General features: G+C 61.3%; 25 protein-coding genes and 1 pseudogene. 9 read left to right on the top strand and 17 right to left on the bottom strand.

The window, feature by feature from the left end; all coding sequences use genetic code 11:
* Positions 1 to 110: 110 nt before the first annotated feature.
* The 3 genes from ACZRN6_RS22785 to ACZRN6_RS22775 all read right to left on the bottom strand — a co-directional run bounded on the left by ACZRN6_RS22785 (position 111) and on the right by ACZRN6_RS22775 (position 2657).
* The gene (locus ACZRN6_RS22785; RefSeq protein WP_464008885.1) at positions 111 to 944 is read right to left on the bottom strand and encodes a thymidylate synthase; all 834 of its coding nucleotides are present in this window, start codon (positions 942 to 944) and stop codon (positions 111 to 113) included.
* Between the two features lie 51 nt (positions 945 to 995).
* Positions 996 to 1808, bottom strand: a complete 813-nt coding sequence (gene lgt / locus ACZRN6_RS22780) for a prolipoprotein diacylglyceryl transferase (protein ID WP_464008884.1) — start codon at positions 1806 to 1808, stop codon at positions 996 to 998.
* A 66-nt stretch (positions 1809 to 1874) separates the two neighbouring features.
* Entirely contained in the window at positions 1875 to 2657 is a 783-nt protein-coding gene (locus tag ACZRN6_RS22775; protein WP_464008883.1) for a sulfite exporter TauE/SafE family protein, read from the bottom strand.
* Between the two features lie 90 nt (positions 2658 to 2747).
* Between ACZRN6_RS22775 and ACZRN6_RS22770 the strand changes: the two genes are divergently transcribed.
* Entirely contained in the window at positions 2748 to 3494 is a 747-nt protein-coding gene (locus ACZRN6_RS22770) for an NRDE family protein (protein ID WP_322148176.1), read from the top strand.
* A gap of 112 nt (positions 3495 to 3606) precedes the next feature.
* On the opposite strand, the gene ptsP is transcribed toward ACZRN6_RS22770, so the two are convergent.
* Together ptsP and ACZRN6_RS22760 are read right to left on the bottom strand one after the other, a co-directional pair.
* Entirely contained in the window at positions 3607 to 5886 is a 2280-nt protein-coding gene (gene ptsP / locus ACZRN6_RS22765) for a phosphoenolpyruvate--protein phosphotransferase (protein WP_322148178.1), read from the bottom strand.
* 22 nt (positions 5887 to 5908) lie between these two features.
* Positions 5909 to 6388: an RNA pyrophosphohydrolase gene (locus ACZRN6_RS22760; RefSeq protein WP_003176750.1), complete on the bottom strand. Its 480-nt coding sequence runs from the start codon at positions 6386 to 6388 to the stop codon at positions 5909 to 5911.
* 143 nt (positions 6389 to 6531) lie between these two features.
* On the opposite strand from ACZRN6_RS22760, the gene ACZRN6_RS22755 reads away from it, so the two are divergent.
* On the top strand, positions 6532 to 7188 hold the full coding sequence (locus ACZRN6_RS22755) for a histidinol-phosphatase (protein WP_322148188.1): 657 nt from the start codon (positions 6532 to 6534) through the stop codon (positions 7186 to 7188).
* A 120-nt stretch (positions 7189 to 7308) separates the two neighbouring features.
* On the opposite strand, the gene ACZRN6_RS22750 is transcribed toward ACZRN6_RS22755, so the two are convergent.
* A complete protein-coding gene (locus ACZRN6_RS22750) occupies positions 7309 to 7722 on the bottom strand; it encodes a DUF2269 family protein (RefSeq protein WP_464008882.1) in 414 nt (137 codons plus the stop codon).
* Positions 7723 to 7762: 40 nt separating this feature from the next.
* Positions 7763 to 9277 carry a threonine ammonia-lyase, biosynthetic gene (gene ilvA, locus ACZRN6_RS22745; RefSeq protein WP_322148191.1) on the bottom strand — a complete coding sequence of 505 codons (1515 nt, stop codon included), beginning with the start codon at positions 9275 to 9277 and terminating at the stop codon, positions 7763 to 7765.
* Between the two features lie 136 nt (positions 9278 to 9413).
* Between ilvA and rpiA the strand changes: the two genes are divergently transcribed.
* On the top strand, positions 9414 to 10085 hold the full coding sequence (rpiA, locus tag ACZRN6_RS22740; RefSeq protein ID WP_008438935.1) for a ribose-5-phosphate isomerase RpiA: 672 nt from the start codon (positions 9414 to 9416) through the stop codon (positions 10083 to 10085).
* 133 nt (positions 10086 to 10218) lie between these two features.
* On the opposite strand, the gene ACZRN6_RS22735 is transcribed toward rpiA, so the two are convergent.
* The 4 genes from ACZRN6_RS22735 to ACZRN6_RS22720 form a co-directional block, all read right to left on the bottom strand.
* Positions 10219 to 11124 (bottom strand): SdiA-regulated domain-containing protein, encoded by a 906-nt coding sequence (locus tag ACZRN6_RS22735; RefSeq protein ID WP_464008881.1) that lies wholly within the window; start codon positions 11122 to 11124, stop codon positions 10219 to 10221.
* A 117-nt stretch (positions 11125 to 11241) separates the two neighbouring features.
* Positions 11242 to 12171, bottom strand: a complete 930-nt coding sequence (locus tag ACZRN6_RS22730) for an SdiA-regulated domain-containing protein (protein ID WP_464008880.1) — start codon at positions 12169 to 12171, stop codon at positions 11242 to 11244.
* A gap of 247 nt (positions 12172 to 12418) precedes the next feature.
* On the bottom strand, positions 12419 to 13084 hold the full coding sequence (locus tag ACZRN6_RS22725) for a fumarylacetoacetate hydrolase family protein (RefSeq protein ID WP_464008879.1): 666 nt from the start codon (positions 13082 to 13084) through the stop codon (positions 12419 to 12421).
* 22 nt (positions 13085 to 13106) lie between these two features.
* Positions 13107 to 14501 (bottom strand): FAD-binding oxidoreductase, encoded by a 1395-nt coding sequence (locus tag ACZRN6_RS22720; protein ID WP_464008878.1) that lies wholly within the window; start codon positions 14499 to 14501, stop codon positions 13107 to 13109.
* A gap of 204 nt (positions 14502 to 14705) precedes the next feature.
* On the opposite strand from ACZRN6_RS22720, the gene serA reads away from it, so the two are divergent.
* Positions 14706 to 15935 (top strand): phosphoglycerate dehydrogenase, encoded by a 1230-nt coding sequence (gene serA, locus ACZRN6_RS22715; protein ID WP_003213846.1) that lies wholly within the window; start codon positions 14706 to 14708, stop codon positions 15933 to 15935.
* A gap of 62 nt (positions 15936 to 15997) precedes the next feature.
* On the opposite strand, the gene ACZRN6_RS22710 is transcribed toward serA, so the two are convergent.
* The gene (locus ACZRN6_RS22710; protein WP_063026439.1) at positions 15998 to 16438 is read right to left on the bottom strand and encodes a DUF4399 domain-containing protein; all 441 of its coding nucleotides are present in this window, start codon (positions 16436 to 16438) and stop codon (positions 15998 to 16000) included.
* Between the two features lie 134 nt (positions 16439 to 16572).
* Between ACZRN6_RS22710 and ACZRN6_RS22705 the strand changes: the two genes are divergently transcribed.
* On the top strand, positions 16573 to 17352 hold the full coding sequence (locus ACZRN6_RS22705; RefSeq protein ID WP_322148196.1) for a transporter substrate-binding domain-containing protein: 780 nt from the start codon (positions 16573 to 16575) through the stop codon (positions 17350 to 17352).
* A 109-nt stretch (positions 17353 to 17461) separates the two neighbouring features.
* On the opposite strand, the gene ACZRN6_RS22700 is transcribed toward ACZRN6_RS22705, so the two are convergent.
* Positions 17462 to 17956, bottom strand: a complete 495-nt coding sequence (locus ACZRN6_RS22700) for a 2-thiouracil desulfurase family protein (protein ID WP_322148197.1) — start codon at positions 17954 to 17956, stop codon at positions 17462 to 17464.
* A 2-nt stretch (positions 17957 to 17958) separates the two neighbouring features.
* Entirely contained in the window at positions 17959 to 18591 is a 633-nt protein-coding gene (locus ACZRN6_RS22695; RefSeq protein ID WP_322148769.1) for a 2OG-Fe(II) oxygenase, read from the bottom strand.
* Between the two features lie 131 nt (positions 18592 to 18722).
* Here ACZRN6_RS22695 and ACZRN6_RS22690 point away from each other — a divergent pair, with 131 nt between their 5' ends.
* Positions 18723 to 19475 carry a DUF2059 domain-containing protein gene (locus tag ACZRN6_RS22690; RefSeq protein ID WP_322148198.1) on the top strand — a complete coding sequence of 251 codons (753 nt, stop codon included), beginning with the start codon at positions 18723 to 18725 and terminating at the stop codon, positions 19473 to 19475.
* 91 nt (positions 19476 to 19566) lie between these two features.
* Here ACZRN6_RS22690 and bipL read toward each other — a convergent pair whose 3' ends face one another.
* Positions 19567 to 20505 (bottom strand): phospholipase BipL, encoded by a 939-nt coding sequence (gene bipL / locus ACZRN6_RS22685; RefSeq protein ID WP_322148199.1) that lies wholly within the window; start codon positions 20503 to 20505, stop codon positions 19567 to 19569.
* A 111-nt stretch (positions 20506 to 20616) separates the two neighbouring features.
* Here bipL and ACZRN6_RS22680 point away from each other — a divergent pair, with 111 nt between their 5' ends.
* Entirely contained in the window at positions 20617 to 21192 is a 576-nt protein-coding gene (locus ACZRN6_RS22680) for a DUF6436 domain-containing protein (protein ID WP_322148200.1), read from the top strand.
* 31 nt (positions 21193 to 21223) lie between these two features.
* Positions 21224 to 23587 (top strand): penicillin acylase family protein, encoded by a 2364-nt coding sequence (locus ACZRN6_RS22675; protein WP_322148201.1) that lies wholly within the window; start codon positions 21224 to 21226, stop codon positions 23585 to 23587.
* Between the two features lie 139 nt (positions 23588 to 23726).
* On the opposite strand, the pseudogene ACZRN6_RS22670 reads toward ACZRN6_RS22675, so the two are convergent.
* Positions 23727 to 23878: pseudogene (locus ACZRN6_RS22670) on the bottom strand (helix-turn-helix domain-containing protein); the annotation flags it as partial.
* On the opposite strand from ACZRN6_RS22670, the gene ACZRN6_RS22665 reads away from it, so the two are divergent.
* Complete coding sequence (locus ACZRN6_RS22665; protein WP_464008877.1) at positions 23837 to 24211, top strand: carboxymuconolactone decarboxylase family protein; 375 nt, start codon at positions 23837 to 23839, stop codon at positions 24209 to 24211. The pseudogene ACZRN6_RS22670 and the gene ACZRN6_RS22665 overlap by 42 nt on opposite strands.
* Here the strand turns inward: ACZRN6_RS22665 and ACZRN6_RS22660 are convergent.
* Positions 24189 to 25154, bottom strand: a complete 966-nt coding sequence (locus ACZRN6_RS22660) for a GlxA family transcriptional regulator (protein ID WP_322148204.1) — start codon at positions 25152 to 25154, stop codon at positions 24189 to 24191. The genes ACZRN6_RS22665 and ACZRN6_RS22660 overlap by 23 nt on opposite strands.
* Positions 25155 to 25317: the final 163 nt, after the last annotated feature.

Raw genomic sequence — 25317 nt, 5'->3', positions numbered from 1 at the left:
AACTGTGGGAGCTGGCTTGCCTGCGATGCAGACACTGCGCTGCCCGCTCCCACAGGGGAATGCATTTTAACTGTGGGAGCTGGCTTGCCTGCGATGCAGGCACTGCGGTCTCAGATCGCTACGTCAGCCTTGATGCTCGGGTCAGCGTCATAGCCCACGATTTCAAAGTCTTCGAATGTGTAATCGTAGATCGACTCGGGCTTACGCTTGATCACCAGTTCCGGCAGCTTCTTCGGCGTGCGCGCCAGCTGGGTCTGGATCTGTTCCATATGGTTGCTGTAGGCGTGAGTGTCGCCCGTGGTCACGATGATTTCGTGGGGGATCAGGTCGCATTGCTGGGCCAGCATATGGGTCAGCAGCGCCAGGGCCGCGGTGTTGTACGGCAGGCCGAGGAATACATCGGAGCTGCGGATGTACAACTGCATCGACAGGTGACCGTCGTGCACGAAAGCCTGGTACAGCAGGTGGCACGGCGGCAGCGCCTGCTTGCCGTCGCGGGCGTTCTGCTGCGGGCTTTTGGTCTCGTCCGGCAGGTACTCGACATTCCAGCCATGGAACAGGATGCGGCGGCTGTTGGGGTTGGTCTTCAACGTCTCGACCATGTAGTCGATCTGGTTGATCTTGCCGCCGTCCTTGGTCGGCCAGGCCGTCCACTGCTCGCCGTAGACCGGACCCAGGTCGCCGTCTTCGGTGGCCCACTCGTCCCAGATCTTTACCCCGTTTTCATTCAGCCACTTGATGTTGGTGTTGCCGCTCAACATCCAGATCAATTCGTTGGCGATGCTTTTGAAGTGAAGCTTCTTGGTGGTCAGCAGCGGAAAGCCGTCGGCCAAGCTATGCCGAAACTGACGGGCAAACACGGCCTTGGTGCCGGTGCCGGTGCGATCGCCCTTGGTCAGTCCATTGGTCACGACATCGTTCAGTAGTTCGAGATATTGCTTCATGTGTATACCTGTATCGTTGAAGCCGGGACCCTCGGGACCCGGCGTTCGAATTTAAAGCGCGGTGTTCTTGATGCCTTGCGGGCGATTGTAAGCCCACCACAGCAGGCCCAGGCCGGCGATGATCATCGGCAGGCTGAGAATCTGACCCATGGTCACCCAGCCCCACGCCAGGTAGCCCAGTTGCGCATCCGGCACCCGCACGAACTCGACGATAAAGCGGAAGATCCCGTAGAACAACGCGAACATGCCCGACACCGCCATGGTTGGGCGTGGCTTGCGCGAGAAGATATAGAGGATCAGGAACAGCGCCACGCCTTCCAGGGCGAACTGGTAGAGCTGCGACGGGTGGCGCGGCAATTGCGCCGGGTCGCTGAACGGCGGGAACACCATAGCCCACGGCACGTCGCTCGGCTTGCCCCACAATTCGGCGTTGATAAAGTTACCGATGCGCCCGGCACCCAGGCCAATCGGCACAAACGGTGCGACAAAGTCCATCAGTTGGAAGAACGACTTGCCGTTACGCCGGCCAAACCACCAGGCAGCGATCATCACGCCCACAAACCCGCCGTGGAACGCCATGCCGCCCTTCCACACCTCGAAGATCAGCGTCGGGTTGGCAATGTAGGCTGGCAGGTCGTAGAACAGCACATACCCCAGGCGTCCGCCGACGATGACTCCCATCGACATCCAGAACACCATGTCGGAGAGTTTCTCCTTGGTCCAGGTCGGGTCGAAACGGTTCAGGCGCCGGGAAGCCAGAAACCAGGCACCGCCGATGCCGATCAGGTACATCAACCCGTACCAGTGGATTTGCAGCGGACCGATGGCCACGGCCACCGGGTTGATCTGCGGGTAAGGCAGCATTGCGACTCCTCGTTAAATCAATAGTCATGGCGCATCGGACCATGCCGGTGCGCGATTAAGCCTGCGTTACAGCAAAAAATTCAGCCCTACGCAAAACAGCAGCCCGGCGAACAGCCGCTTGAGCAAGCGCGGCGACAACCGGTGCGCCAGTCGCGCGCCGAAACGGGCCGCCACCATACTGGTCAGGGCAATGCCCAGCAGTGCCGGCAAATACACAAAACCGAGACTATGATCGGGCAGCAGCGGATCATGCCAGCCCAAAATCATGAAACTTAGCGCACTGGCCAGGGCGATCGGCAAGCCACAGGCCGACGAAGTGGCCACCGCCTGCTGCATCGGCACGCTGCGCCAGGTCAGGAACGGCACGGTCAACGAACCGCCGCCGGTGCCGAAAATTGCCGAAGACCAGCCAATCACACTGCCCGCCAGGGTCAGGCCGAGTTTGCCCGGTACCTGGCGGCTGGCCTTGGGCTTGAGCTCCAGGGTCATCTGCAGGGCGATCACCAGGGCAAACACACCGATGATCTTCTGCAAATGCGGCCCGGAGATCGCTTCGGCGGTCAGTGCACCGACGCCCGCGCCCATCAGGATGCCCACGGCCATCCACACAAAGATCGGCCAGCGCACCGCGCCTCGCCGGTGATGCTCGCGCACCGCATTAACCGACGTGAAAATAATAGACGCCAGGGACGTGCCGACAGCGAGGTGGGTCAGCACCGAGGGATCAAAGCCCTGCAAGGTAAAACTGAACACCAGCACCGGCACAATAATGATCCCGCCGCCCACGCCAAACAGCCCGGCGAGCATGCCCGCGCAGGAACCCAGCAGTAAATACAGCAGAAATTCCATGGGAGCCCTCGAAAACAGACCGGCATGTTAACGGATGCAAAGCACAGGGTTCTATGGGTAGAGTGGGCAAAAACACAAAGGGATCGCCTTATGTGCCTGATTGTTTTCGCCTGGCGGCCGGGCCATGCCCAGCCGCTGATCCTCGCGGCCAACCGCGATGAGTTTTATGCACGGCCCAGTCTGCCGTTGGCCCAGTGGCTGGATGTGCCCCATGTTTACGCAGGAAGGGACCAGGAAGCGGGTGGGACCTGGCTGGGCGTCGGGGCGGATGGGCGCTTTGCGGCGCTGACCAATATTCGTGACCCGCACCAGCCGCCGGCACGCAAGTCGCGGGGCGAGTTGGTGGCGCGCTTTCTCAGTGGTTCGTTGCCGATTGACGACTATTTGGCCGACGTTAACGGCAGGTCAATTGAATATGCCGGGTTTAACCTGCTGGTGGGTACGCGGGATGAGCTGTGGCATTACAACGCCAATGAGTCGGCACCGACGCGACTGGAAGCCGGGGTTTACGGGTTATCCAATGCGGGGTTGGATACGCCGTGGCCAAAATTGCTGAAGGCCAGGGCGGCGCTCGAGCAAGTGCTGGAAAACCCCCAGCCTGACGCCTTGCTGCGGATTTTGAGCGACCCGCAGACCGCGCCGTTTGCCGACCTGCCGGATACCGGCGTGGGCTTGGCGACAGAGAGTCTGTTGTCGAGCGTGTTTATTGCCAGCCCCAGCTACGGGACGCGGGCCAGCACGGCGCTGATTGTGAATGCCGACGGCACACGGCATATCGTGGAGCGCAGTTTTGGGCCCCATGGCGGCAGGCTGGGCGAGGTGGAACTGAAGGTCTAATTACTCACGTAGCAGCTGTCGAGCCTTGGCGAGGCTGCGTCCGCGGTGTGTCAGGCACACCGCTAACGCAGCCTCGCCAAGGCTCGACAGCTGCTACGTACGCATCACCCCTCTATAAGGTTTTTGCAGACGCCGGGTTGATCATCCGCGCCAACCCAAGGTTCTTCAGCGCCAATTGCAGCGAGCTGTGGATAACTTGCGGGTTGTCGATGGTCATCAACTCCGCCAGCAGTTCCTTGGCCCGGCTCAGGTTGATCTGGCGCAGCATCCATTTCACTTTTGGCAAGTTGGTGGCGTTCATCGACAGGCTGTCAAAGCCCATCGCCATCAACAGCACTGCCGCCGCCGGGTCACCGGCCATCTCGCCGCAGATACTCACTTGCTTGCCTTCGGCATGGGCGTCGCGCACCACGTTCTGCAAGGCTTGCAGCACCGCCGGGTGCAGGTAGTCGTAGAGGTCGGCCACCCGCGGGTTGTTGCGGTCCACGGCCAGCAGGTACTGGGTCAGGTCGTTGGAGCCCACCGACAGGAAGTCCACCTGCCGCGCCAGCTCTTTGGCCTGGTACACCGCCGCCGGAATCTCGATCATCACGCCAATCGGCGGCATCGGCACGTCGGCGCCTTCATCGCGCACTTCGCCCCAGGCCCGGTGGATCAGGTGCAGGGCTTCTTCCAGCTCGTGGGTGCCGGAGATCATCGGCAGCAGGATGCGCAGGTTGTTCAGGCCTTCGCTGGCCTTGAGCATGGCGCGGGTCTGGACGAGGAAGATTTCAGGGTGGTCGAGGGTCACGCGAATACCGCGCCAGCCAAGGAAGGGGTTGTCTTCCTTGATCGGGAAATACGACAGTGACTTATCGCCGCCAATGTCCAGGCTGCGCATGGTCACTGGTAACGGATGGAAGGCGGACAGTTGCTCGCGATAAATCGCCAGCTGCTCCTTCTCACTCGGAAAACGCTGGTTGATCATGAACGGCACTTCGGTGCGGTACAGCCCTACACCTTCGGCGCCGCGCTGTTGCGCACGCGCCACGTCCGCCAGCAGGCCGGTGTTCACCAACAGCGGCACGCGATGGCCGTCGAGGGTCACGCACGGCAGTTCGCGCAGGGCGTCGAGGCCCTGGGACAGCTGGCGTTCTTCTTCCACCACTTCGGCGTATTGCTTGCGCAGCAATTCGCTGGGGTTGGTGTAGACCTCGCCGTGGTAGCCGTCGACGATCATTTCGATGCCGTCGACCTTGGAATACGGCAGGTCCACCAGGCCCATCACCGTCGGGATGCCCATGGCCCGGGCCAGGATCGCGACGTGGGAGTTGCCCGAGCCCAATACCGAGACCAGGCCCACCAGTTTGCCTTCCGGCACTTCGCCAAGCATGGTGGCGGTCAGTTCTTCACTGATCAGGATGGTGTTGTCGGGGTACACCAGCGTGGTCGAGCGCTCTTCCTGCAGGTAGGCCAGCAGACGGCGACCGAGGTCTTTGACGTCCGAGGCGCGTTCGCGCAGGTAGGCGTCGTCCATCAATTCAAAGCGGTTGACGTGATCGGTGACCACTTGGCGCAGGGCGCCCTGGGCCCACTGGCCGGTCTTGATCACGTCTTTGACTTCGCTGCCCAGGGACGCGTCGTCGAGCATCATCAGGTACACGTCGAACAACGCCCGCTCTTCAGGCCGCAGCTGGGTGGCCAGCTTGGTCGACAGGGTGCGCATGTCATTGCGCACGCCCTCGAGGGCGGTCTTGAACAGGATGATTTCAGCGTCGATGTCGGTGACGGTCTTGTCCGGCACCACGTCCAGGTCGGCGGGCGGCAGCATGACCACGGCGGTACCGACGGCAGCCCCTGGCGAGCCCGGCACACCGACGAACTTGGCTTCCTGGATGCCCTTGCCCTGGCGCCCCAGGCCACGAATCGAGCCCGTGGCCTCGGCGTGGGCGATAACCCCGGCGAGCTGCGCGCTCATGGTCACGAGGAAGGCTTCTTCACCTTCGTCGAACTGGCGGCGTTCTTTTTGCTGGATGACCAACACGCCGACAACGCGGCGGTGGTGAATGATCGGTGCACCGAGGAACGAGGCATAGCGCTCTTCGCCGGTTTCGGCAAAGTAGCGATAACGCGGGTGATCGGCCGCGTTTTCGAGGTTCAGGGGTTCTTCACGCGTCCCCACCAGGCCCACCAGACCTTCATTGGGCGCCATGCTGACCTTGCCGATAGAGCGCTTGTTCAGGCCCTCGGTGGCCATCAGGACAAAACGGTTGGTCTCGGGGTCCAGCAGGTAAACCGAGCAGACCTGGCTGCCCATGGCTTCCCTGACGCGCAACACAATAATCCCCAACGCCGCCTTGAGATCCTTGGCGGAGTTAACTTCCTGGACGATCTTGCGCAGCGTATTGAGCATGGCTCGGGGTCGAACTCCGTCGTCAGTCGCGCGCTAAAAGGCGCGGGGCAAGCTCTTTAAGAGCGCGACGATAAACCTCGCGCTTGAATGTCACCACCTGGCCCAACGGATACCAATAACTGACCCAGCGCCAGCCATCGAACTCCGGTTTACCGGTCAAATCCATCCGCACCCGCTGCTCGTTGGAGATCAGGCGCAGGAGAAACCATTTCTGTTTCTGGCCGATGCACAGCGGTTGGCTGTGGGTACGCACCAGACGTTGCGGCAAACGATAGCGCAACCAGCCTCGGGTACAGGCCAGAATTTGCACATCTTCACGTTCCAGGCCTACTTCTTCGTTCAACTCACGGTACAAGGCGTCTTCAGGGGTTTCGTCGGGGTTGATTCCGCCTTGAGGAAACTGCCAGGCATCTTGGTTGATACGGCGAGCCCATAGCACCTGTCCGGCATCATTCGTAAGAATAATCCCGACATTAGGACGGAAACCATCGGGGTCGATCACGGCAACAACCTCGCAAACGCATGTCACCGCATTGTTCCACAAAGATTGATACAGCGGCAACGAGGCTGCTTACCTTATGTGCACTCTAGTGAAAAGACCGTATTCTGGACGCCTTTTTACAGACTTTTCAGCGAGTAACTGCAATGCGCCTGGCTTTATTCGACTTGGACAACACGCTTTTGGGGGGTGACAGCGATCACGCCTGGGGCGATTACCTCTGTGAACGCGGGATTCTCGACGCGGTGGCCTACAAGGCCCGCAACGATGAGTTTTACCAGGATTACCTGGCCGGCAAGCTGGATAACGCCGAATACCTGAACTTCTGCCTGGAAATCCTCGGCCGCACCGAGATGGCCCAGCTGGATGAATGGCACCGCGACTACATGCGCGACTGCATTGAGCCAATCATGCTGCCCCAGGCGGTTGAGCTGCTGGCCAGGCACCGTGCGGCGGGTGATAAGTTGGTCATCATTACCGCGACCAACCGCTTTGTGACCGCGCCAATTGCCGAGCGGCTGGGGGTTGAAACCCTGATTGCCACCGAATGCGAGATGCAAGGTGGCCGTTACACCGGGCGCAGTACGGATATCCCGTGCTTTCGCGAGGGCAAGGTGACGCGCTTGAATCGTTGGCTGGAAGAGACCGGGTATAGCCTGGAGGACAGCTACTTCTATAGCGACTCGATGAATGACCTGCCATTGCTGGAGCAGGTAGCGCATGCAGTGGCGGTGGATCCGGATCCGAATCTGCGGGCTGAGGCCGAGAAGCGTGGCTGGCCGGTGATTAGCCTGCGCGGCTGATGACGCCATCGCAGGCAAGCCAGCTCCCACACTTGAATGTATTCACACATTTTGATTTGTGAACACAGCCCAATGTGGGAGCCGGGCTTGCCCGCGATGAAGGCAACTCGGTCTCAAGCCTTAAACCGGTTTGGCACCCATCAACCCGGCAATCGCCACAAACCCCACCAGGCTCACCACCGCCAGCGCCACGGTGAAGTTCACACTCCCCGCCCCGCCCAACCGTAGCCGGTTAAGCCGCACCACCAGCCAGAACCAGCACAGCGCCGCCACGGTGTAGATCACGCTGGAGCCCAGGATCCAGGTTTGCCCCAGCGGCCAGCCGATCAAGTGCACCAGCCACCAGCCGGTGAACGGCATGCTCACCACGCAAATCCCCATCAACAACCACACAAACACCCACGGGCGCTGCACGGTATAGGCCGGCCCCGCGCTGCGTTTGCGCCAGGCCAGCACCGCCAGCGCGATGCCGCTGAGTAGCAGCAACACCGTGGCCGCGATGTGGATCACTTTAAGGGTGGTCAGCGTTTCCATGTTCTCGATTCCTTGAAGGCCGCCCAGTCAGCGTAGTCGCTCAACCGAGGAACAGCTGGTAGGCCGGGTTATCACTTTCATCCCAGTACGGGTAGCCAATGGCCTGCAGCGCCGCCGGCACCAGGTGACGCTCGTCCGCCGGCACTTGCAGGCCCGCCACCACGCGCCCGTCGGCGGCGCCGTGGTTGCGATAGTGGAACATCGAGATGTTCCAGCGCCCGCCCAATTTGTTGAGGAAGTTGAACAGCGCCCCCGGACGTTCCGGGAACTCGAAACGGAACACCACTTCGTCGCTGACGTGCGCCGCGTGCCCACCCACCATATGGCGGATGTGCAGCTTGGCCAGTTCGTTTTCCGTCAGGTCCAGCACCGGAAAACCCTGGCTGGTGAGGCTGGCAATCAGTGCGCTGCGCGGGTCGTTTTCCGGGTGGGTCTGCACGCCGACAAAAATGTGCGCCTCGCGGCCGGAGTGGTAGCGGTAGTTGAATTCGGTGATCTGGCGCTTGCCCACGGCTTCGCAGAAGGCCTTGAAGCTGCCCGGCTTCTCGGGAATGGTCACCGCGATGATGGCTTCGCGGCCTTCACCCAGCTCGGCGCGCTCGGCCACATGGCGCAGGCGGTCAAAGTTGACGTTGGCCCCGGAATCAATCGCCACCAGGGTTTGCCCGGTGATGCCACGGGTCTCGACGTACTTCTTGATCCCGGCCACGCCCAAGGCGCCAGCAGGTTCTGTGATGGAGCGGGTGTCGTCGTAGATGTCCTTGATCGCCGCGCAGATTTCATCGGTGCTGACGGTGATCACTTCATCCACGTAGTCCTTGCAGATGTCGAAGGTGTGCTGGCCGATCTGCGCCACCGCTACGCCATCGGCGAAGAGGCCCACAGTCGGCAATACCACGCGCTCGCCCGCCGCCATAGCGGCTTGCAGGCAGTTGGAGTCGTCTGGCTCGACGCCAATGATCTTGATCTCGGGCCGCAGGTACTTCACGTACGCCGCGATACCAGCGATCAGGCCACCACCGCCCACCGGGACGAAAATCGCGTCCAGCGGCCCCGGGTGCTGGCGCAGAATTTCCATCGCCACGGTGCCCTGCCCGGCAATGGTGTGCGGATCATCGTAGGGGTGAATATAGACGTAGCCTTTTTCGTCGACCAGCTTCAGCGAATACGCCAACGCCTCCGGGAACGAATCCCCGTGCAGCACCACTTTGCCGCCCCGGGAGCGCACGCCTTCGACCTTGATCTCGGGCGTGGTCTTGGGCATCACGATGGTGGCCTTGACCCCCAGCACCTTGGCCGCCAGGGCCAGGCCCTGGGCGTGGTTGCCCGCCGAGGCGGTGACCACGCCGCGCGCACGCTCTTCAGCGGTGAGCTGGGTCAGCTTGTTGTAGGCGCCGCGAATCTTGAACGAGAACACCGGCTGCAAGTCTTCGCGCTTGAGCCAGACCTTGTTGCCGAGGCGCTCGGAGAGCTGGCGGGCGGTCTGCAGCGGGGTTTCTACGGCAACGTCGTAAACGCGCGAGGTGAGGATCTTTTTGACGTACTGTTCAAGCATCGGAAAGCATCACTGAGCGGGTTGGGCAGGGCCAAGGAGTCTAACCCAGCGTTTGGCCGGGCGACCACACGAAAACCGAGGTTTTGTTGGGTTATACTCGCGCCCCTCTTTACTCCCCGCCCGTTCCGGAGCCCGCATGACCCAGGATCAACTCAAACAGGCAGTGGCCCAGGCCGCCGTCGATTTAATCCTTCCCAAGCTCGACGACAAAAGCATCGTCGGTGTTGGCACCGGCTCCACCGCCAATTGCTTTATCGATGCGCTGGCCTTGCACAAGGGCGCGTTCGACGGCGCGGTCGCCAGTTCCGAAGCCACTGCTGCACGGCTAAAAGGCCACGGCATTCCGGTGTACGAGCTGAACACCGTCAGCGACCTGGAGTTCTATGTCGACGGCGCCGATGAAAGCGACGCGCACCTGAACCTGATCAAGGGCGGCGGCGCAGCCCTGACCCGCGAGAAAATCGTCGCGGCCGTGGCCAAGACCTTCATCTGCATCGCCGACGCCAGCAAACTGGTGCCGGTACTCGGTGCTTTCCCGCTGCCGGTGGAAGTGATCCCGATGGCCCGCAGCCACGTGGCCCGCGAGCTGGTGAAACTGGGCGGCGACCCGGTGTATCGCGAAGGTGTGTTGACCGACAACGGCAACATCATCATCGACGTGTTCAACATGCAGATCACCAACCCGGTGGAGCTGGAGCGTCAGATCAACGCCATCGTCGGCGTAGTCACCAACGGCCTGTTCGCCGCCCGCCCGGCTGACGTACTGCTGCTGGGCACCCCGGAAGGCGTGAAAACCCTCAAGGCATAAAAGCACCACAGATCCAGTGTGGGAGCTGGCTTGCCTGCGATGGCATCGCCCCGGAACTACTGAAAGACCGCGTCGCCTGCATCGCAGGCAAGCCAGCGCCCACATTCGATCCTCGCCATGGCTGGGATCGGGTTCATTTCTTGAACACATAGAACAAGTTCGGCTCACTGACCAGGTACAACGTGCCGTCGTTGTCCATGGCGATCCCTTCGGCCTGAGGCACCCGCTGCTTCAGGCCATGGCGGCCCTTGAGCAAAGACAAACTGCTCAAGGGGCGACCGTCGATGTCCAGCTCCAGCACCAGGAATGACTCATCCGACAGCGCCAGCAAATGGCCGCTGCGCTCGTCGTATTGCAGGCTCGACAGGTCGCGCACAAACAGCCCGGCATCGCGCTTGGGGTTGTTGATCACGTGCACCGAATAAGTTTTCTCCGGCTTGAAGTGGGGAAATCCATGCACCTCGTAGATCAGCATCGGGTCGCGCTCCTTGGCCACAAACAGGCGCTTGCCCACCGAGTCATAGGCCAGGCCTTCGAACCCCTTGTTGCCGCCCAGGTGCACACCGAGGGTCATTTGCTCGGCATCCGCCGCGTCCAGGAACCGGGTGTCGTCATCCACATGGACCTTGATCAGCCGTTGCTGCCCCTCATCGCTGATGACGTAGGTGTTGTCGCTGATGTATTCAACCGCCTCGGCATCGCCAAAGCCCACCAGCGCGATGCGCCGCAGGATCTTGCCGTCCAGGGACAGTTCCACCAGTTCGGCATTCTTGTTGGTCACGGTAAACAGACTGTTGCGCACCGGATCAAAGGTCAGGGCCGAGACATCATTGTTGAGGCCATCGATCACCTGCGCTTCCAGCGCCACCCGGTAGTCTCCCAGGCCAATCGAGCGCTCATCGGCAGGATGGCGCCACGACTGCCAGTTGAACCAGGCACGCTCGAACAGACGAAATTGCTGGGCAACCACGCCGCACGCCACCAGGGCGAGCAGGATCAGGATGAAAAAAGCAGGTTTGGGGCGGGCAAGTCGACGCATCGGGGCGGGGCTCAGGTAAAAACTGGCGAATGAATATCACGGTCGCCTGAATTTAAACTTAAACGCCCCGGGTGTCTGGCGGATGCCGCAGATAGAGAGAAATCTGACGTAATCGAACTATTGCGCCTGCTTCTCGAAGCGATAGAACAGGTTCGGCTCACTGACCATGTACAGCGTGCCGTGCTCGTCCATGGTCACGCCTTCGGCACGCGGAATGGTGCGCTTCAAGCCGTTGAAGCCGCCGAGCAAGGTCATGAAGCTGACCTGCTCGCCCTTCTCGTCCAGTTCCAGCAGCAGATGGGAGTCAGCCGACAGCGCCAGCAGATGGCCGGTGCGCGGGTCGACGGTCAGCGCCGAGAGGTTACGCATGTCCAGCTCGGTATTGGCGAGCTTTTGCTTGTCGCCCGTGAGGATCTGGCTGCCGTCGCTTTTCCAGGTAAACAAAGCCGGTGGCCGCTCTTCGCCGAGGATCAGCTGTTGATTGCGCCTGTCCCAGGTGACCGCTTCAAAGGCTTTGTTCTGGTCTTTGGACGGGCCCAGGTCATAAGACCGGAAGTCGGCCTTGTTCAACTGCTGGGTCTGCGGGTCGACCTTGACGATGGTCAGGCTGTGCTGGCGCTCATCGACCACGGCCATCAGGCCGTTTTCCATCATGGTCACGCCTTCGGGGTTGTTCCAGCCGTTGAGCGGCATCTTGCGCAGCACGTCGCCTTGCAGCGTCAGCTCAACCAGGAACGGATTCTTGCCCATGACCGAGAACAGGGTCTTGGTCTGTGGGTTATAGGTCAGGTCCGACGCTTCGTCCTTCTCCATGCCGGGCAGCAGTTTGGCGTCGATCACCGCGTGGTAATCCGGAAGCCACACGCTTCCCAGGCGCTCGGTCGGCGTTTCAAAGCCCTCAGCCACCCACAGCAAGCCACGGTCGTCCCAGTGCATCGCCCAGGCAACGCCATAGATGATCGCGCCGGCCAGGAACAGCCAGGAATACCAGCGCATGGCAAAGCGCGAACGCAGCGTGGGTTTTACGGAAGGGAGAGGCACGGCCATTACGCTTTCCAGAAAGTCAGCTTTAGGTGATAGCACAGGATCAAAACGCCCGCGCGCAGCAAGCTGGAGATTATCCGGATGGGGTGTGAAAAAAATGCAAAAACCGATGTTTCCAGACAAACACAAAACAATGTGGGAGCCGGGCTTGCCCGCGATGGCGGCGGGTCAGTCAACATCTAAGGCGACTGACACACCGTTATCGCGGGCAAGCCCGCTCCCACATTTTTGACCGCGTTTCACCAGGTATTTAGCGCACGCTGCTTTCGAAGCGGCTCACACCCGGCAGTTCCAGCACCAGTTCATCACCCACATTCAGCGGGCCCACGCCGGCCGGTGTGCCGGTGAGGATCACATCCCCGGCCTGCAGCGAGAAGCAGCCGGCCATGTACTGGATCATCGGGATGATCGGGTTGAGCATGATCGCGCTGTTGCCGTCCTGGCGAACTTCGCCATTGATGGTCAGGCGGATGCCGATGTCGGTCACGTCCGCGAAGGTGCTGCCGACCACGAACGGTGCAATCACCGCGGCGCCATCAAACGACTTGGCGATTTCCCACGGCAAGCCCTTGGCTTTCAGCTCGGCCTGTTTGTCCCGCAGGGTCAAATCCAGGGCCGGTGCGAAGCCGGAGATGGCGTCCAGCACTTCCTCGCGGCTCGGCTTGGTCGACAACGGCTTGCCGATCAACACCGCGATTTCCGCTTCGTAGTGCACTGAACCGCGCTCGGTAGGGATGGCGAAACCGCCTTCCAGCGCCACCACGCAACTGCCTGGCTTGATAAACAGCAGCGGCTCGGTAGGTACCGGGTTATCCAGTTCCTTGGCGTGTTCGGCGTAGTTACGCCCGATGCACACCACTTTCCCCAGGGGAAAGTGAATATTGGTGCCGTCGACATACTTGTGCTGGTAGCTCATGGACCGACTCCTTCAGGGACTGTTAAACAGCGAAAATCTTGCCCGGGTTCATGATCCCGTTAGGGTCGAACACCGCCTTCACTGCCTTCATGTATTCAATTTCAACCGGCGAACGGCTGTAGGTCAGGTAATCGCGCTTGGTCATGCCCACGCCGTGTTCGGCGGAGATCGAGCCGTTGTACTTCTGCACGGTCTCGAATACCCACTTGCTGACGGTGGCGCACTTGGCGAAGAACTCGTCCTTGCTCAGGTTTTCCGGCTTGAGGATGTTCAAGTGCAGGTTGCCGTCGCCGATGTGGCCAAACCAGACAATTTCGAAGTCCGGGTAGTGTTCGCCGACGATCGCGTCGATTTCCTTCAGGAAGGCCGGTACTTTCGACACAGTCACCGAAATGTCGTTCTTGTATGGCGTCCAGTGGGAGATGGTCTCGGAGATGTACTCGCGCAGCTTCCACAGGTTGTGCAGTTGGGTTTCGCTCTGGCTCATCACGCCGTCCAGCACCCAGCCCTGCTCCACGCAGTGTTCAAAGGTGGCCAGGGCATCGTTGGCCACTTCTTCGGTGGTCGCTTCAAATTCCAGCAGCGCGTAGAACGGGCAGTCGGATTCGAACGGCGCCGGCACGTCGCCACGCCCGAGGACTTTGGCCAGGGCCTTGTCGGAGAAGAACTCGAAGGCGGTCAGGTCCAGCTTGCTCTGGAAAGCGTGCAGCACCGGCATGATCGAGTCGAAGTCGGTGGTGCCGAGCACCATCGCGGTGAGGTTCTTCGGCGCACGGTCCAGGCGCATGGTGGCTTCGACCACAAAACCCAGGGTGCCTTCAGCGCCGATAAACAGCTGGCGCATGTCGTAGCCGGTGGCGTTCTTGATCAGGTCTTTGTTCAGTTCCAGCAAGTCGCCCTTGCCGGTAACGACTTTCATGCCGGCTACCCAGTTGCGGGTCATGCCGTAGCGAATCACTTTGATCCCGCCGGCATTGGTGCCGATATTGCCGCCAATCTGGCTGGAACCGGAAGAGGCGAAATCCACCGGGTAGTACAGGCCTTTTTCTTCGGCGACGTTCTGCAATTGCTTGGTGACCACGCCCGGCTGGCACACGGCGGTGCGGTCGGTAAGGTTCACGTCGAGGATCTGGTTCATATAGTCGAACGACACCACCACTTCGCCATTAGCGGCCACTGCGGCGGCCGACAAGCCAGTACGGCCACCGGACGGCACCAGCGCGACCTTGTGCTCATTGGCCCAACGGACGATGGCCTGCACCTGCTCGGTGGTCTTCGGAAAGACGATGGCCACCGGAGCCGGGGCGAAATGCTTGGTCCAGTCCTTGCCATAAGCCTCAAGGGAGTCAGCATCGGTCAGGACCTTGCCAGGCTCAACCAGGGTCTTCAGCTCATCAATCAGGGCAGGATGGGTCATCGACAGAACTCTCGAACAATTCATGGTCATCCTGAGAACGCTTCACGTCGCAGGAATGGGTGTTTAGCGGGGCACGTATGCTAGCATACCGCCCCCGCAGGATAGTGCCCAAGGGCGTTCTGCGGTGACGGCTTTCCTGCCGTCCGGGTCAGCTTGCGCTGCTCGATTCCCTGCCATTTTTCTCCGGGATACAGGTTTACGCAGATGAGCAAGACTTCTCTCGATAAGAGCAAGATCAAGTTCCTTCTTCTGGAAGGCGTCCACCCATCGGCCGTCGAAGTCCTGAAGGCCGCCGGGTACACCAGCATTGAGTACATCACCAGTTCTCTGCCGGAAGCCCAGCTCAAGGAAAAGATCGCCGACGCGCACTTTATCGGCATTCGCTCCCGCACTCAGCTGACCGAAGAGATCTTCGATCACGCCAAGAAGTTGGTGGCTGTGGGCTGTTTCTGCATCGGCACCAACCAGGTCGACCTCAACGCAGCGCGCGAGCGCGGCATTGCGGTGTTCAACGCACCGTACTCCAACACCCGCTCCGTCGCTGAGTTGGTGCTGGCCGAGGCGATCCTGTTGTTGCGCGGTATTCCCGAGAAGAACGCTTCCTGCCACCGTGGCGGCTGGATCAAGAGCGCAGCCAACTCCTTCGAAATCCGCGGCAAGAAGCTGGGTATCGTCGGTTACGGCTCGATCGGCACTCAACTGTCGGTATTGGCCGAAGGCCTTGGCATGCAGGTGTTCTTCTACGACACCCTGACCAAGCTGCCGTTGGGCAACGCCACTCAGGTGTCGAGCCTGACCGAGCTGCTGGGCATGTCCGACATCGTGACCCTGCACGTACCGGAAACCGCTGAAACCCAGTGGATGATCGGCGAGAAGGAAATCCGCGCCATCAAGAAGGGCGGGATCCTGATCAACGCCGCACGCGGCACCGTGGTCGAGCTGGACGCTTTGGCCGACGCGATCAAGGACAAGCACCTGATCGGCGCTGCAATCGACGTGTTCCCGGTAGAGCCGCGCTCTAACGACGACATCTTCGAAAGCCCGCTGCGTGGCCTGGACAACGTGATCTTGACCCCGCACATCGGCGGTTCCACCGCTGAAGCCCAAGCCAACATCGGCCTGGAAGTGTCGGAGAAACTGGTCAAGTACAGCGACAACGGTACGTCGGTGTCCTCGGTCAACTTCCCGGAAGTGGCGCTGCCGGCTCACCCTGGCAAGCACCGTCTGCTGCACATCCACCAGAACATCCCTGGCGTGATGATGGAGATCAACAAGGTCTTCGCGGAAAACGGCATCAACATTTCCGGTCAGTTCCTGCAGACCAACGAGAAAGTCGGCTACGTGGTTATCGACGTAGACGCCGAGTATTCGGACCTGGCGCAAGAGAAGCTGCAACACATCAACGGCACTATCCGTAGCCGCGTGTTGTTCTAATCGTTCAGGCGTGCACAAAAAAGGGAGACCCTCGGGTCTCCCTTTTTTTGTCTGAACAAATCTTACTTCACGTTAACCGTAATGACTTTTGACGCTACAGTCGGGTTGAACTGCATGTGCAGTTTGTCGCCGGCTACCAGTTGCAGCGTGTGCTTGCCTGGGGTGAGGGTCAGCTCGGTTTCGGTCTGGGCCTTGCCGTAGTGAATCACGGTGTCGGTGGCCGGGATCGGCACGCTGGCGTCCGGCAGGGCTTTCTGGTCGATCAGCAGGTGGTGGTGGCCGGTGCCCGGATCCTGGCTGGTGGCCGGGGCCAGTTTCAGGCCTTCCATGCCGAATTTCACGGTGAAGGTTTTATCGACGGTAGCGCCATCTTTCGGCGACACGATAAACACCTTGGCACCTTCAGGTGGCGCGCTACGCGGGATGCCATCGGCGGCGGTTGCCAACATCGAAGCGCCCAGCAAGAGGCTGGCCAGGGTTGCACGGGTCAAAAAGGCTTTCATTCACTTCTCCAGTTTTTCTGTGAAATCTGTAGGGTTATGACAACTTCGCGACAAATTGCTGTCCAAGGCACTCAACACCATAGCAAAGCGAGCCTGAACGGCGCCTCGCTCATTCGAATTCTTTAGGAGAGACCATGCGTTTCCTGCCTGGCCTGTTACTTTTACTGCCCCTTGTGAGCCCCCTGGCCCATGCCGATCTGATCGACGATGTGTTTGACCGCGGGGAACTGCGTATCGCCATGCAAGCTAACACCCCACCTTTCAACTTCAAGCAAGGCGACAAACTCACCGGCTTTGAAGTAGAGCTGGGCGAACTGCTGGCCAAGGAAATGGACGTACGCCCCTCCTTTATCACCGTCGATGCCGCCGAGTTGCTGGCGGGCGTGGAAAGCGCCAAATACGACGTGGCCATCAACCATATCGCTATGACTCCTGAACTGGCGGATCGTTTCGACTTCAGCGAGCCCTACAGCTACTCCAGCGCACAGCTGATCGTGCGCAAACAGGAACAACGCCCGCTGGGCAGTTTTGCAGCGCTCAAGGGCAAGGCATTGGGCGTGGCCCAAGGCAGCCAGTTTGTGGAGCAGGCACGCACCGCCGAAGGCGTTGATTTGCGCAGCTACGCCGATGCCAAACAGCCGATCAAGGACGTCGCCGACCAACAAATTGATGCGGCCATCAGTGACCGGCTGCTGATTCCCTACGCGATTCGTGACAGCGAGTTACCGGTGAAGGGCGGCGCAGATGTGGGCCCGACGTTGAGCCTGGCGATCCCGTTCCAAAAGGGTAACCCGGCGTTCAAGGCCAGCCTGGACAAGGCCCTGCAACGGGTGAAGGCCGATGGCCGGCTGACGGCGCTGTCGGAGAAGTGGTTCGGGATGGATGCGAGCAAGCCGGTGGCCAAGGCCGGATAACCGACCCGGTCAATGTAGGAGCTGGCTTGCCTGCGATAGCGGTGGGTCAGCACCAAAAATGTAGGCTGATACACCGCTATCGCAGGCAAGCCAGCTCGCACATTTTGATCTATGTCGGGCTAGAGAGTTTTGCCAGGGCAGCCGCCGCTTCGGGCAACTCCAGCTCACTGAACACCAGCACCCCATGGCGCTTGAGCAACGCTGCCGTCACACCTTCGCCGGTCACCTTCACGCCGGTAAACGTGCCGTCATAGGTCAGCAGGTTGCCGCAGGACGGGCTGTTGGCCTTGAGCACGGCGATACGGATGTGGTGGCGCTGCACCAACGCCAGCGCCTGGTGGGCGCCATCGAGGAAGGCCTCGCTGAAGTCTTCCCCCTGGGCCGTCAGCACCTGGGCTCGGCCCTCCCAAACATCGATCCCCTGCCCGCCCGGGATCTCGGCAGACGGGCGCGGCGTCGGCAAACCACCCGCCACTTCCGGGCACACAGCAACCACCCGCCCTTCGGCCTGCCACGCGGTCAGTTGGTCGAAAGGCCCGCTGGCCCCTGCGTCGTAGCGTACCCGGTGGCCCAGCAGGCAGCGGCTGACCAGAATCTTTTGCATGATCAAAACGGCTCGTTACCCCGCCGGCGAAACCAGCCGGTAAGGGACAGGCGTTCGCGTGTGGCAGGCATGACTTCATGGGGGATCTCCCCCGACAGGAACACCACCAGGCAACCGCCGGTGGGCACCACATCGTATTCGACGTCGCCCTTGAGGTACATGCGCAACTGGCCACCATGCTCTGGCAGCCACGCATCGTTCAAATAGATCACCGCCGACACCATGCGCCGGTCGTCATCACGAAAGCGGTCCACATGCCTGAGGTAAAACGCCCCCGGCGGGTACATGGCGAAGTGGCTTTCGAAGTCTTCCAGCCCCAGGAACAGCCCCCGGTTCATCGCCACTCGCAGGCTGTCCATCAGCTCCAGATAGTTGTCGCAGGCGACCACTTCGCCCGGCTCCAGCCACTGGATATGGTCACCGCGAATGCCCTCGCGAATCTCCTGGGACGGCCCACGTCCGACGGCTGCCGGCGCCAATTCACCTTCGGCGGCGCGTTTATGGCACTCAGCCGCCAGTTCCAGGGTCAGAGCCTCGGGCAGGAAGATATTCTGCTGCGACCAGCCTTGTGCGGCCAAGTCATCGACAATGCGTAACAGCAGCGGGTGATCGGAGGGTATGGGCATGGCGCGCATAGTATCCATACGCCTGCGAATCCGACAGCGCCGCCGAGCGTCTGAATACACTTTAGTCAGGTGACCAATAGGATTTCTCGACAAATCCTACGCCCGACACGGACAATAGTGGCCGACTGACAGGAGTCCATATGCGTCGTTTGCTTTTTTCCTTGCTGATGTTCTGCGTTTTGCCCGCGTGGGCAGACGGCCATGACCAGTTGTACAAGGTCGCCGGCTGGGCAGACCAGCGCGCGCATTTTAATGACGCCCTCAGTGCCGCCCAGCAACGCTACCGCAACAGCTTGCCGCCAGCGGTGTATCAGGCGCTGGTGGACAACAGCAATAAACGCTTCGCACCGCAGTCGGTAGACCAGCGCGCCGAAGCGCAGCTGCGCAAGAACCTGGCAGACCCGAAGCCGGCCCTGGCGTTCTTCCAATCGCCCCTTGGCCGCAAGATTGTCGCCGCCGAATTGCTGGCCACCCGCCGCGATCAACTGGCGAAGAATGCCCAGGGCTTGCCACACATCGAAGCCGGTGCCACCCGCAGCCTGATCATCGGCCACTTGGCGCAGGCACTGCCTGCGCGGGAAGCCGGGGCGGAAGTCAGCCTGGCCATCGCCGGCGTGGCGGCCGACAGCTTGAGCCAGATGATCCCCGGCCTGTTGGGCGGCGGCCAGGCACAAGGCATGTTGAACGGCCAGCGCGAGCGTTTGATGCAGCAGATTGGCAATGATTTGAACAACACATTGCTGTACGTCTACCGGGACTTGTCCGACCCGGAGCTGGAAGAATTCGCCACCTTCGCAGAGTCGCCCGATGGCAAGGCTTACTACAAGGCGGCACTGGCGGCGATTCGCGCCGGCTTGGCCGTCGGCCAAAGCACCTCAAGCCTGGCGCCGTGATCAGCCTGTAGGCGCAAGCTTGCTCGCGATGGTCGTCAACGATCACGCGGGGATCAGCGGTGCTCTCTGGTTTTCGCGAGCAAGCTCGCGCCTACAGGTGATCACTTAGAAACTTGAAGTACACCTGCCGAATCTCCGGAATCTCATTCGCCAAATGATGCCTGCCGCGCGGCAGCATCAAAACCTGCGGCTGGTCGAACTTGCTGCGCAGCACCTTCAGGTTGTGCTGCCAGTCTACCGTCATGTCCTCCTCGCCCTGCACGATCAACGGCCGCCGCGTGCTGCGTGGCGCCGCTTCGATGCGTTTGATCCAGCGCGCCAACGCGCCCACCCAGGCGGTCGGCAGTTGCCGTGGCTGCAGCGGGTCGGCCTCCAGGAACGGCTTGAACTGCGGGTCGTTGGTGTTATCGCTGAAGCGCCGGGCGATGCCTTTGACGAAAGGCTTGAGCAGGTAATAACTGAGCTGCGACCAGCCCCACGCCCGGGGCCGCACCAACGGGGAGAGCAGGAAGGTCTTGCCCTGGGCCGGGCTGTCGGCACCGTGGTTAAGCAGGTGGTCCACCACAATCGCACCGCCCGTGCTTTGCCCGAACAAGTGCCATGGCTGCGGCAACTGCAACGCCCTGGCCTGCTCGAATAATGCCTGCACCACATCCTGGTACACCGCAAAGTCATCAATGCTGGCCCGCTCGCCACTGGACAACCCATGGCCCGGCAAGTCGCAGGCGATTACCACAAAGCCCTGGTCCAGCGCCCAGTCCACGGCGTTGCGGTACAAGCCCATATGATCGTAGAAACCATGGAACAGGAACATCGTCGCCACCGGCACTGGCGGCCACCACACCTGGCAGACCACATCGAACCCGCCCACCGCGCAGCGCCCCAGGCGGCTTACGGCCGCCACCTTGCGGGCGGGCAGGTCCAGGCCATAGAAGCGCTGGTAGACCCGGGCCTCGGCAGAAAGCGGCTGCGCGTCCAACAGGGGCCGCAGGCTTTCGCGTAGATGATCAGGGTCAAACGTAACGGGCATAAGAACTTCCAGACTGTGGCTTCAACGCATTGAACAGATGAATATCGAGCCGCGATATTCATCTGTCAGGGCAAGCATGGCAAGCTACGCGTCCTCCGAGGATTGATCCACATGCGACAGCCCTACCGCACCACCCTCTTCGCCAGCCTGATCGTGATCATTTGCGCCGGCGTGCTTTGGGCGGCATATGACTGGTTCCAGGGTCGCTACCTGCGGGCGTTCAGTGAGCATACGGCAGTGTTTTCCGGCGACACCCTGAGCCTGCCCGCCGAGCTGGCCGGGCCTGGCCATATTCGGCTGGTGCACTTTTGGGACCCGGCCTGCCCATGCAATGTCGGCAACCAGCAACACCTTTCAGAACTGATCGAGCATTACGCACCTCAAGGCGTGGAGTTCTATTCGTTGCAAAAGCCCGGGAGCCACGGCCAGTTACCCGCCAGCCTGGGCGCGATGAAACCCATCCAAAGCCTGCCCGGCGCCGAACACGTGCCCGCCAGCCCCGCCGTGGGCATTTGGGACCGCAGCGGCAAGCTCGCCTATTTCGGGCCGTACAGCGAAGGGCTGACGTGTAATTCGAGCAACAGCTTTATCGAACCTATCCTGCGGGCTCTCGAAGACGGGCGCCAAGTCAACGCGACCCACACCCTGGCGGTGGGCTGCTATTGTTCGTGGCCAAAAGGCTTGTAGTTCGCGGCCCCACTCATCGTAAGGAATCGTCATGAAGCGCGTCTTGCAGGTCCTCGCGGCTCTCATCGTGCTGGTCGCCCTTGGCGCCGGATGGTATGTCTACAGCAAGCAGCCGATCCGCCAGGGCACCGTGGCGCTGGCGCACCTGCAAGGCTCGGTCACTGTGCGCTATGACGACCGTGGCGTGCCGCATATCCGTGCTGAAAACGAGGCCGACCTGTACCGCGCCCTTGGCTATGTGCACGCCCAGGACCGGCTGTTCCAGATGGAGATCATGCGGCGCCTGTCCCGTGGCGAGCTGGCCGAAGTGCTGGGCCCCAAGCTGCTGGAGACCGACAAACTGTTCCGCAGCCTGCGCATTCGCGAACGGGCCTTGAGCTACGTGGAGCACATGGACCATGAGTCCGCGCCCTGGAAAGCCCTGCAAGCCTACCTGGACGGCGTGAACCAGTATCAGGACAGCCACGCCAGCCCCATGGAGTTCGACGTACTGGGCATTCCCAAGCGCCCGTTTACCCCCGAAGACACCATCAGCGTCGCCGGCTACCTGGCCTACAGCTTTGCCGCCGCGTTTCGTACCGAACCCTTGCTGACGTACGTACGCGATCAATTGGGCAACGATTACCTGAAAGTGTTCGACCTCGACTGGCAACCCAAGGGCGCCCTTAACCTGGCCGCCGGCGACTGGAAAGACCTCGGCGCCATCGCTCAGTTGAGCGAACAGGCCCTGGCCGAGAACGGCCTGCCACAGTTCGAAGGCAGCAACGCCTGGGCCATCAGCGGCAGCCGCACCAAGAGCGGCAAACCGCTGCTGGCGGGTGACCCGCATATTCGCTTCTCGGTGCCGTCGGTGTGGTACGAGGCGCAGTTGTCGGCGCCGGGCTTCGAGCTTTACGGTTATCACAATGCGCTGGTACCGGTGGCGTTCCTGGGCCACAACAAGGATTTCGGCTGGAGCCTGACCATGTTCCAGAACGATGACCTCGACCTGATCGCCGAGAAGGTCAACCCGGCCAACCCCAACCAGGTCTGGTACCACGACAAGTGGGTAGACATGACCAGCAGCGAGCAGCAGATTGCGGTCAAGGGCCAGGACCCGGTCACCCTCACCCTGCGCTCCTCGCCCCACGGCCCGATCATCAATGACGTGCTCGGCGAGAATGCCGGCAAGACGCCGATTGCCATGTGGTGGGCCTTCCTCAACACCGACAACCCGATCCTCGACGGCTTCTACCAGCTCAACCGCGCCGACACCCTGGCCAAGGCCCGTGCCGCAGCGGCCAAGGTGCAGGCGCCGGGCTTGAACATCGTATGGGCGAATGCCAAGGGCGATATCGGCTGGTGGGCGGCGGCGCAATTGCCGATCCGCCCGGCCGGGGTCAACCCGGGCTTTATCCTCGACGGCAGCACGGCCCAGGCGGACAAACTCGGCTTCTACCCGTTCAGCGCCAACCCCCAGGAAGAAAACCCGGCGCGGGGCTATGTGGTGTCCGCCAATGCCCAGCCGGCGTCACCCACCGGCATGCCGATCCCGGGTTATTACAACCTGGCCGACCGTGGCCAGCAGTTGAACGCGCAATTGAGCGACAACCGCGTGAAATGGGACGTGGACAACAGCCAGGCCTTGCAGCTGGGCACCACTACCGCCTACGGCCCACGGCTGTTGGCGCCACTGCTGCCGGTGCTGCGTGAAGTGGTCAAGGACCCGGCACAGTTGAAACTGGTAGAGCAGTTGGCTGCGTGGAAAGGCGATTACCCGCTCGACTCCACCACTGCCACGCTGTTCAACCAGTTCCTGTTCAACCTCACCGATGCGGCGTTTCACCCAAAGCTGGGGGATGCGATGTTCAAGACATTGCTCACCACCCGCGTGGTGGACGCCGCGTTGCCACGCCTGAGCGCCTCACCGGATTCTCCATGGTGGGACGGCCACCGCGCCGACACCGTCAAGCTCGCTTGGGACAACAGCCTGCAACACCTCAAGGCGACCTTCGGCGACGACCCGACGCAGTGGCAATGGGGCAAGGCCCACACCCTGACCCACGGCCACCCGCTGGGCTCGCAGAAGCCGTTGGACAAAATCGTCAACGTCGGCCCGTTTGCCGCTCCCGGCAGCCATGAAGTGCCCAACAACCAATCCGCACAGATCGGCCCGGCGCCGTGGCCGGTGACGTACGGCCCATCGACCCGGCGCCTGATCGACTTCGCCGACGCGGCCCATGCGCTGACCATCAACCCGGTCGGGCAGAGTGGTGTGCCGTTCGACAAGCACTACTCTGATCAGGCGCAGACGTATATCGAGGGCGGGTATGAGCAGGCGCACTTCAATGATGAGGAAGTGACGGCGAATACCCGTAGTACGTTGAAGCTATTGCCGGCCCGGACACCGCAATAGCTCAGAAGAAATGCCATACATGTGGGAGCTGGCTTGCCTGCGATAGCGGTGTGTCAGTCGATAGAAATGTTGACTGACACACCGCTATCGCAGGCAAGCCAGCTCCCACAGTTGATCTCCATCGTTGCGTCTATCGTGCTCAGAGCCGCCCCGGCGCCTCGCCGTAGGTTTCCTTGAATTTCTTGCTGAAGCCGCCTGGGACTGGTACCCCGCCTGGGCGGCAATATCCGTCAGGCTCAACCGCGACTGATGCAACAGGTTGAATGCCAACTCCATGCACAACTGCGTCACTTGCTGCCTACCGTGAAGAAAGCCTTTGGCGCGCTGGGCAAGAGCAGCCCGAAGATGGTCAAAGCCTACATGGCGCTGGGGGAAGCTGCCGAGGAAAACAACGTCTTCGATGCCAAGACCCGTGAGCTGATTTCCATCGCCGTGGCCATCACCACCCGCTGCGACGGTTGCATCGGCGTGCATGCCGACGCGGCAATCAAGGCTGGCGCCACCCGCGAAGAAGTGGCCGCGACGTTGGCCACGGCGATCTCGCTGAATGCCGGCGCGGCGTACATCTATTCGCTGCGTGCCCTTGAAGCCTATGACACGCTCAAACCGGCGCCGCAAAGTTAAGCCGCAATTGTTGCGGCGTCACGCCCAGCCGGCGGTTGAACACACTGCGCATGTGCTGGGCATCGCGAAAACCGCATTGATACGCCACAGTCTTGAGCGGTGCGCGGGTGCTTTCCAGCATCACCCGCGCTGCATCCACGCGAGCGCGCTCGACGAACTCCGCCGGGGTGATCTGCGCTTCCCGGGCAAATACCCGGGAGAAGTTGCGCGCGCTCATGTTGGCAGCCTTGGCCAGGTCAGCGATGGTCAGGTCGCCCGTCAGGTTGGCCAATACGTAGAGCTGCACCAGCGCCACCGCCGAGGTGGCTTCGGCGTGGGGTGTAAGGAACGGGCTGAACTGCGACTGCCCACCCGAACGCTGGGTAAATACAACCAGGCGCTTGGCCACGCTAAGGGCGACTTCCGGGCCATGGTCCTGTGCCAGCAGGTACAGCGACAGGTCGATACCCGCCGTTACCCCGGCCGAGGTATAGAGATTGCCGTCCTGTACGTAAAGGCGGTCGGCATCCACTTTGGTCGAGGGGCACAAACCGGCCAGGTCGGCAGCGTCGCCCCAATGAGTGGTGACAGTGCGCCCGTCCAGCAGCCCGGCGCGGGCGAGCATGAAGGCGCCGTTGCAGATGGAGCCGAAGCGTTTGGCTCGCGCACTGGCGTCCCGCAGCCATTGATTGAACACCGGGCCGAAATCCTCGAACGGCAATTGCGGCCCACCGGCCATCAACAGCAAATCGTAAGGCTCGAGGGCTTCGCTGAAATGCCGGTGCGCCTGCAACGACAAGCCGTTGGAGCAGGCCATGTTGCCGTGGCCCAGGCCAATCACTTCCAACTGGTAATGCTTCTCGGGCGGCAGAAAACGGTTGGCCTCGCAGAACACATCCAGGGGCCCGGTCACGTCCAGTGACTGGACGCCGGGGAAGATCAGGATGGCGACGGTTTTGCCCATGAGCAGGAACACCTTTTTCAACTGAATAAACACAAACCCTGTAGGAGCTGGCTTGCCGGCGATGCAAACACCTCGGTGTAACAGGTATTCCGAGGTGATGCTATCGCAGGCAAGCCAGCTCCTACAGTTGATCGCGTATGGCCTTGGCACGATGTGACGGCAC

Source organism: Pseudomonas sp. A125, assembly GCF_055409485.1.
The sequence above is the reverse complement of the archived record's forward strand: the minus strand, read 5'-3'. Positions and strand labels throughout refer to the sequence as shown.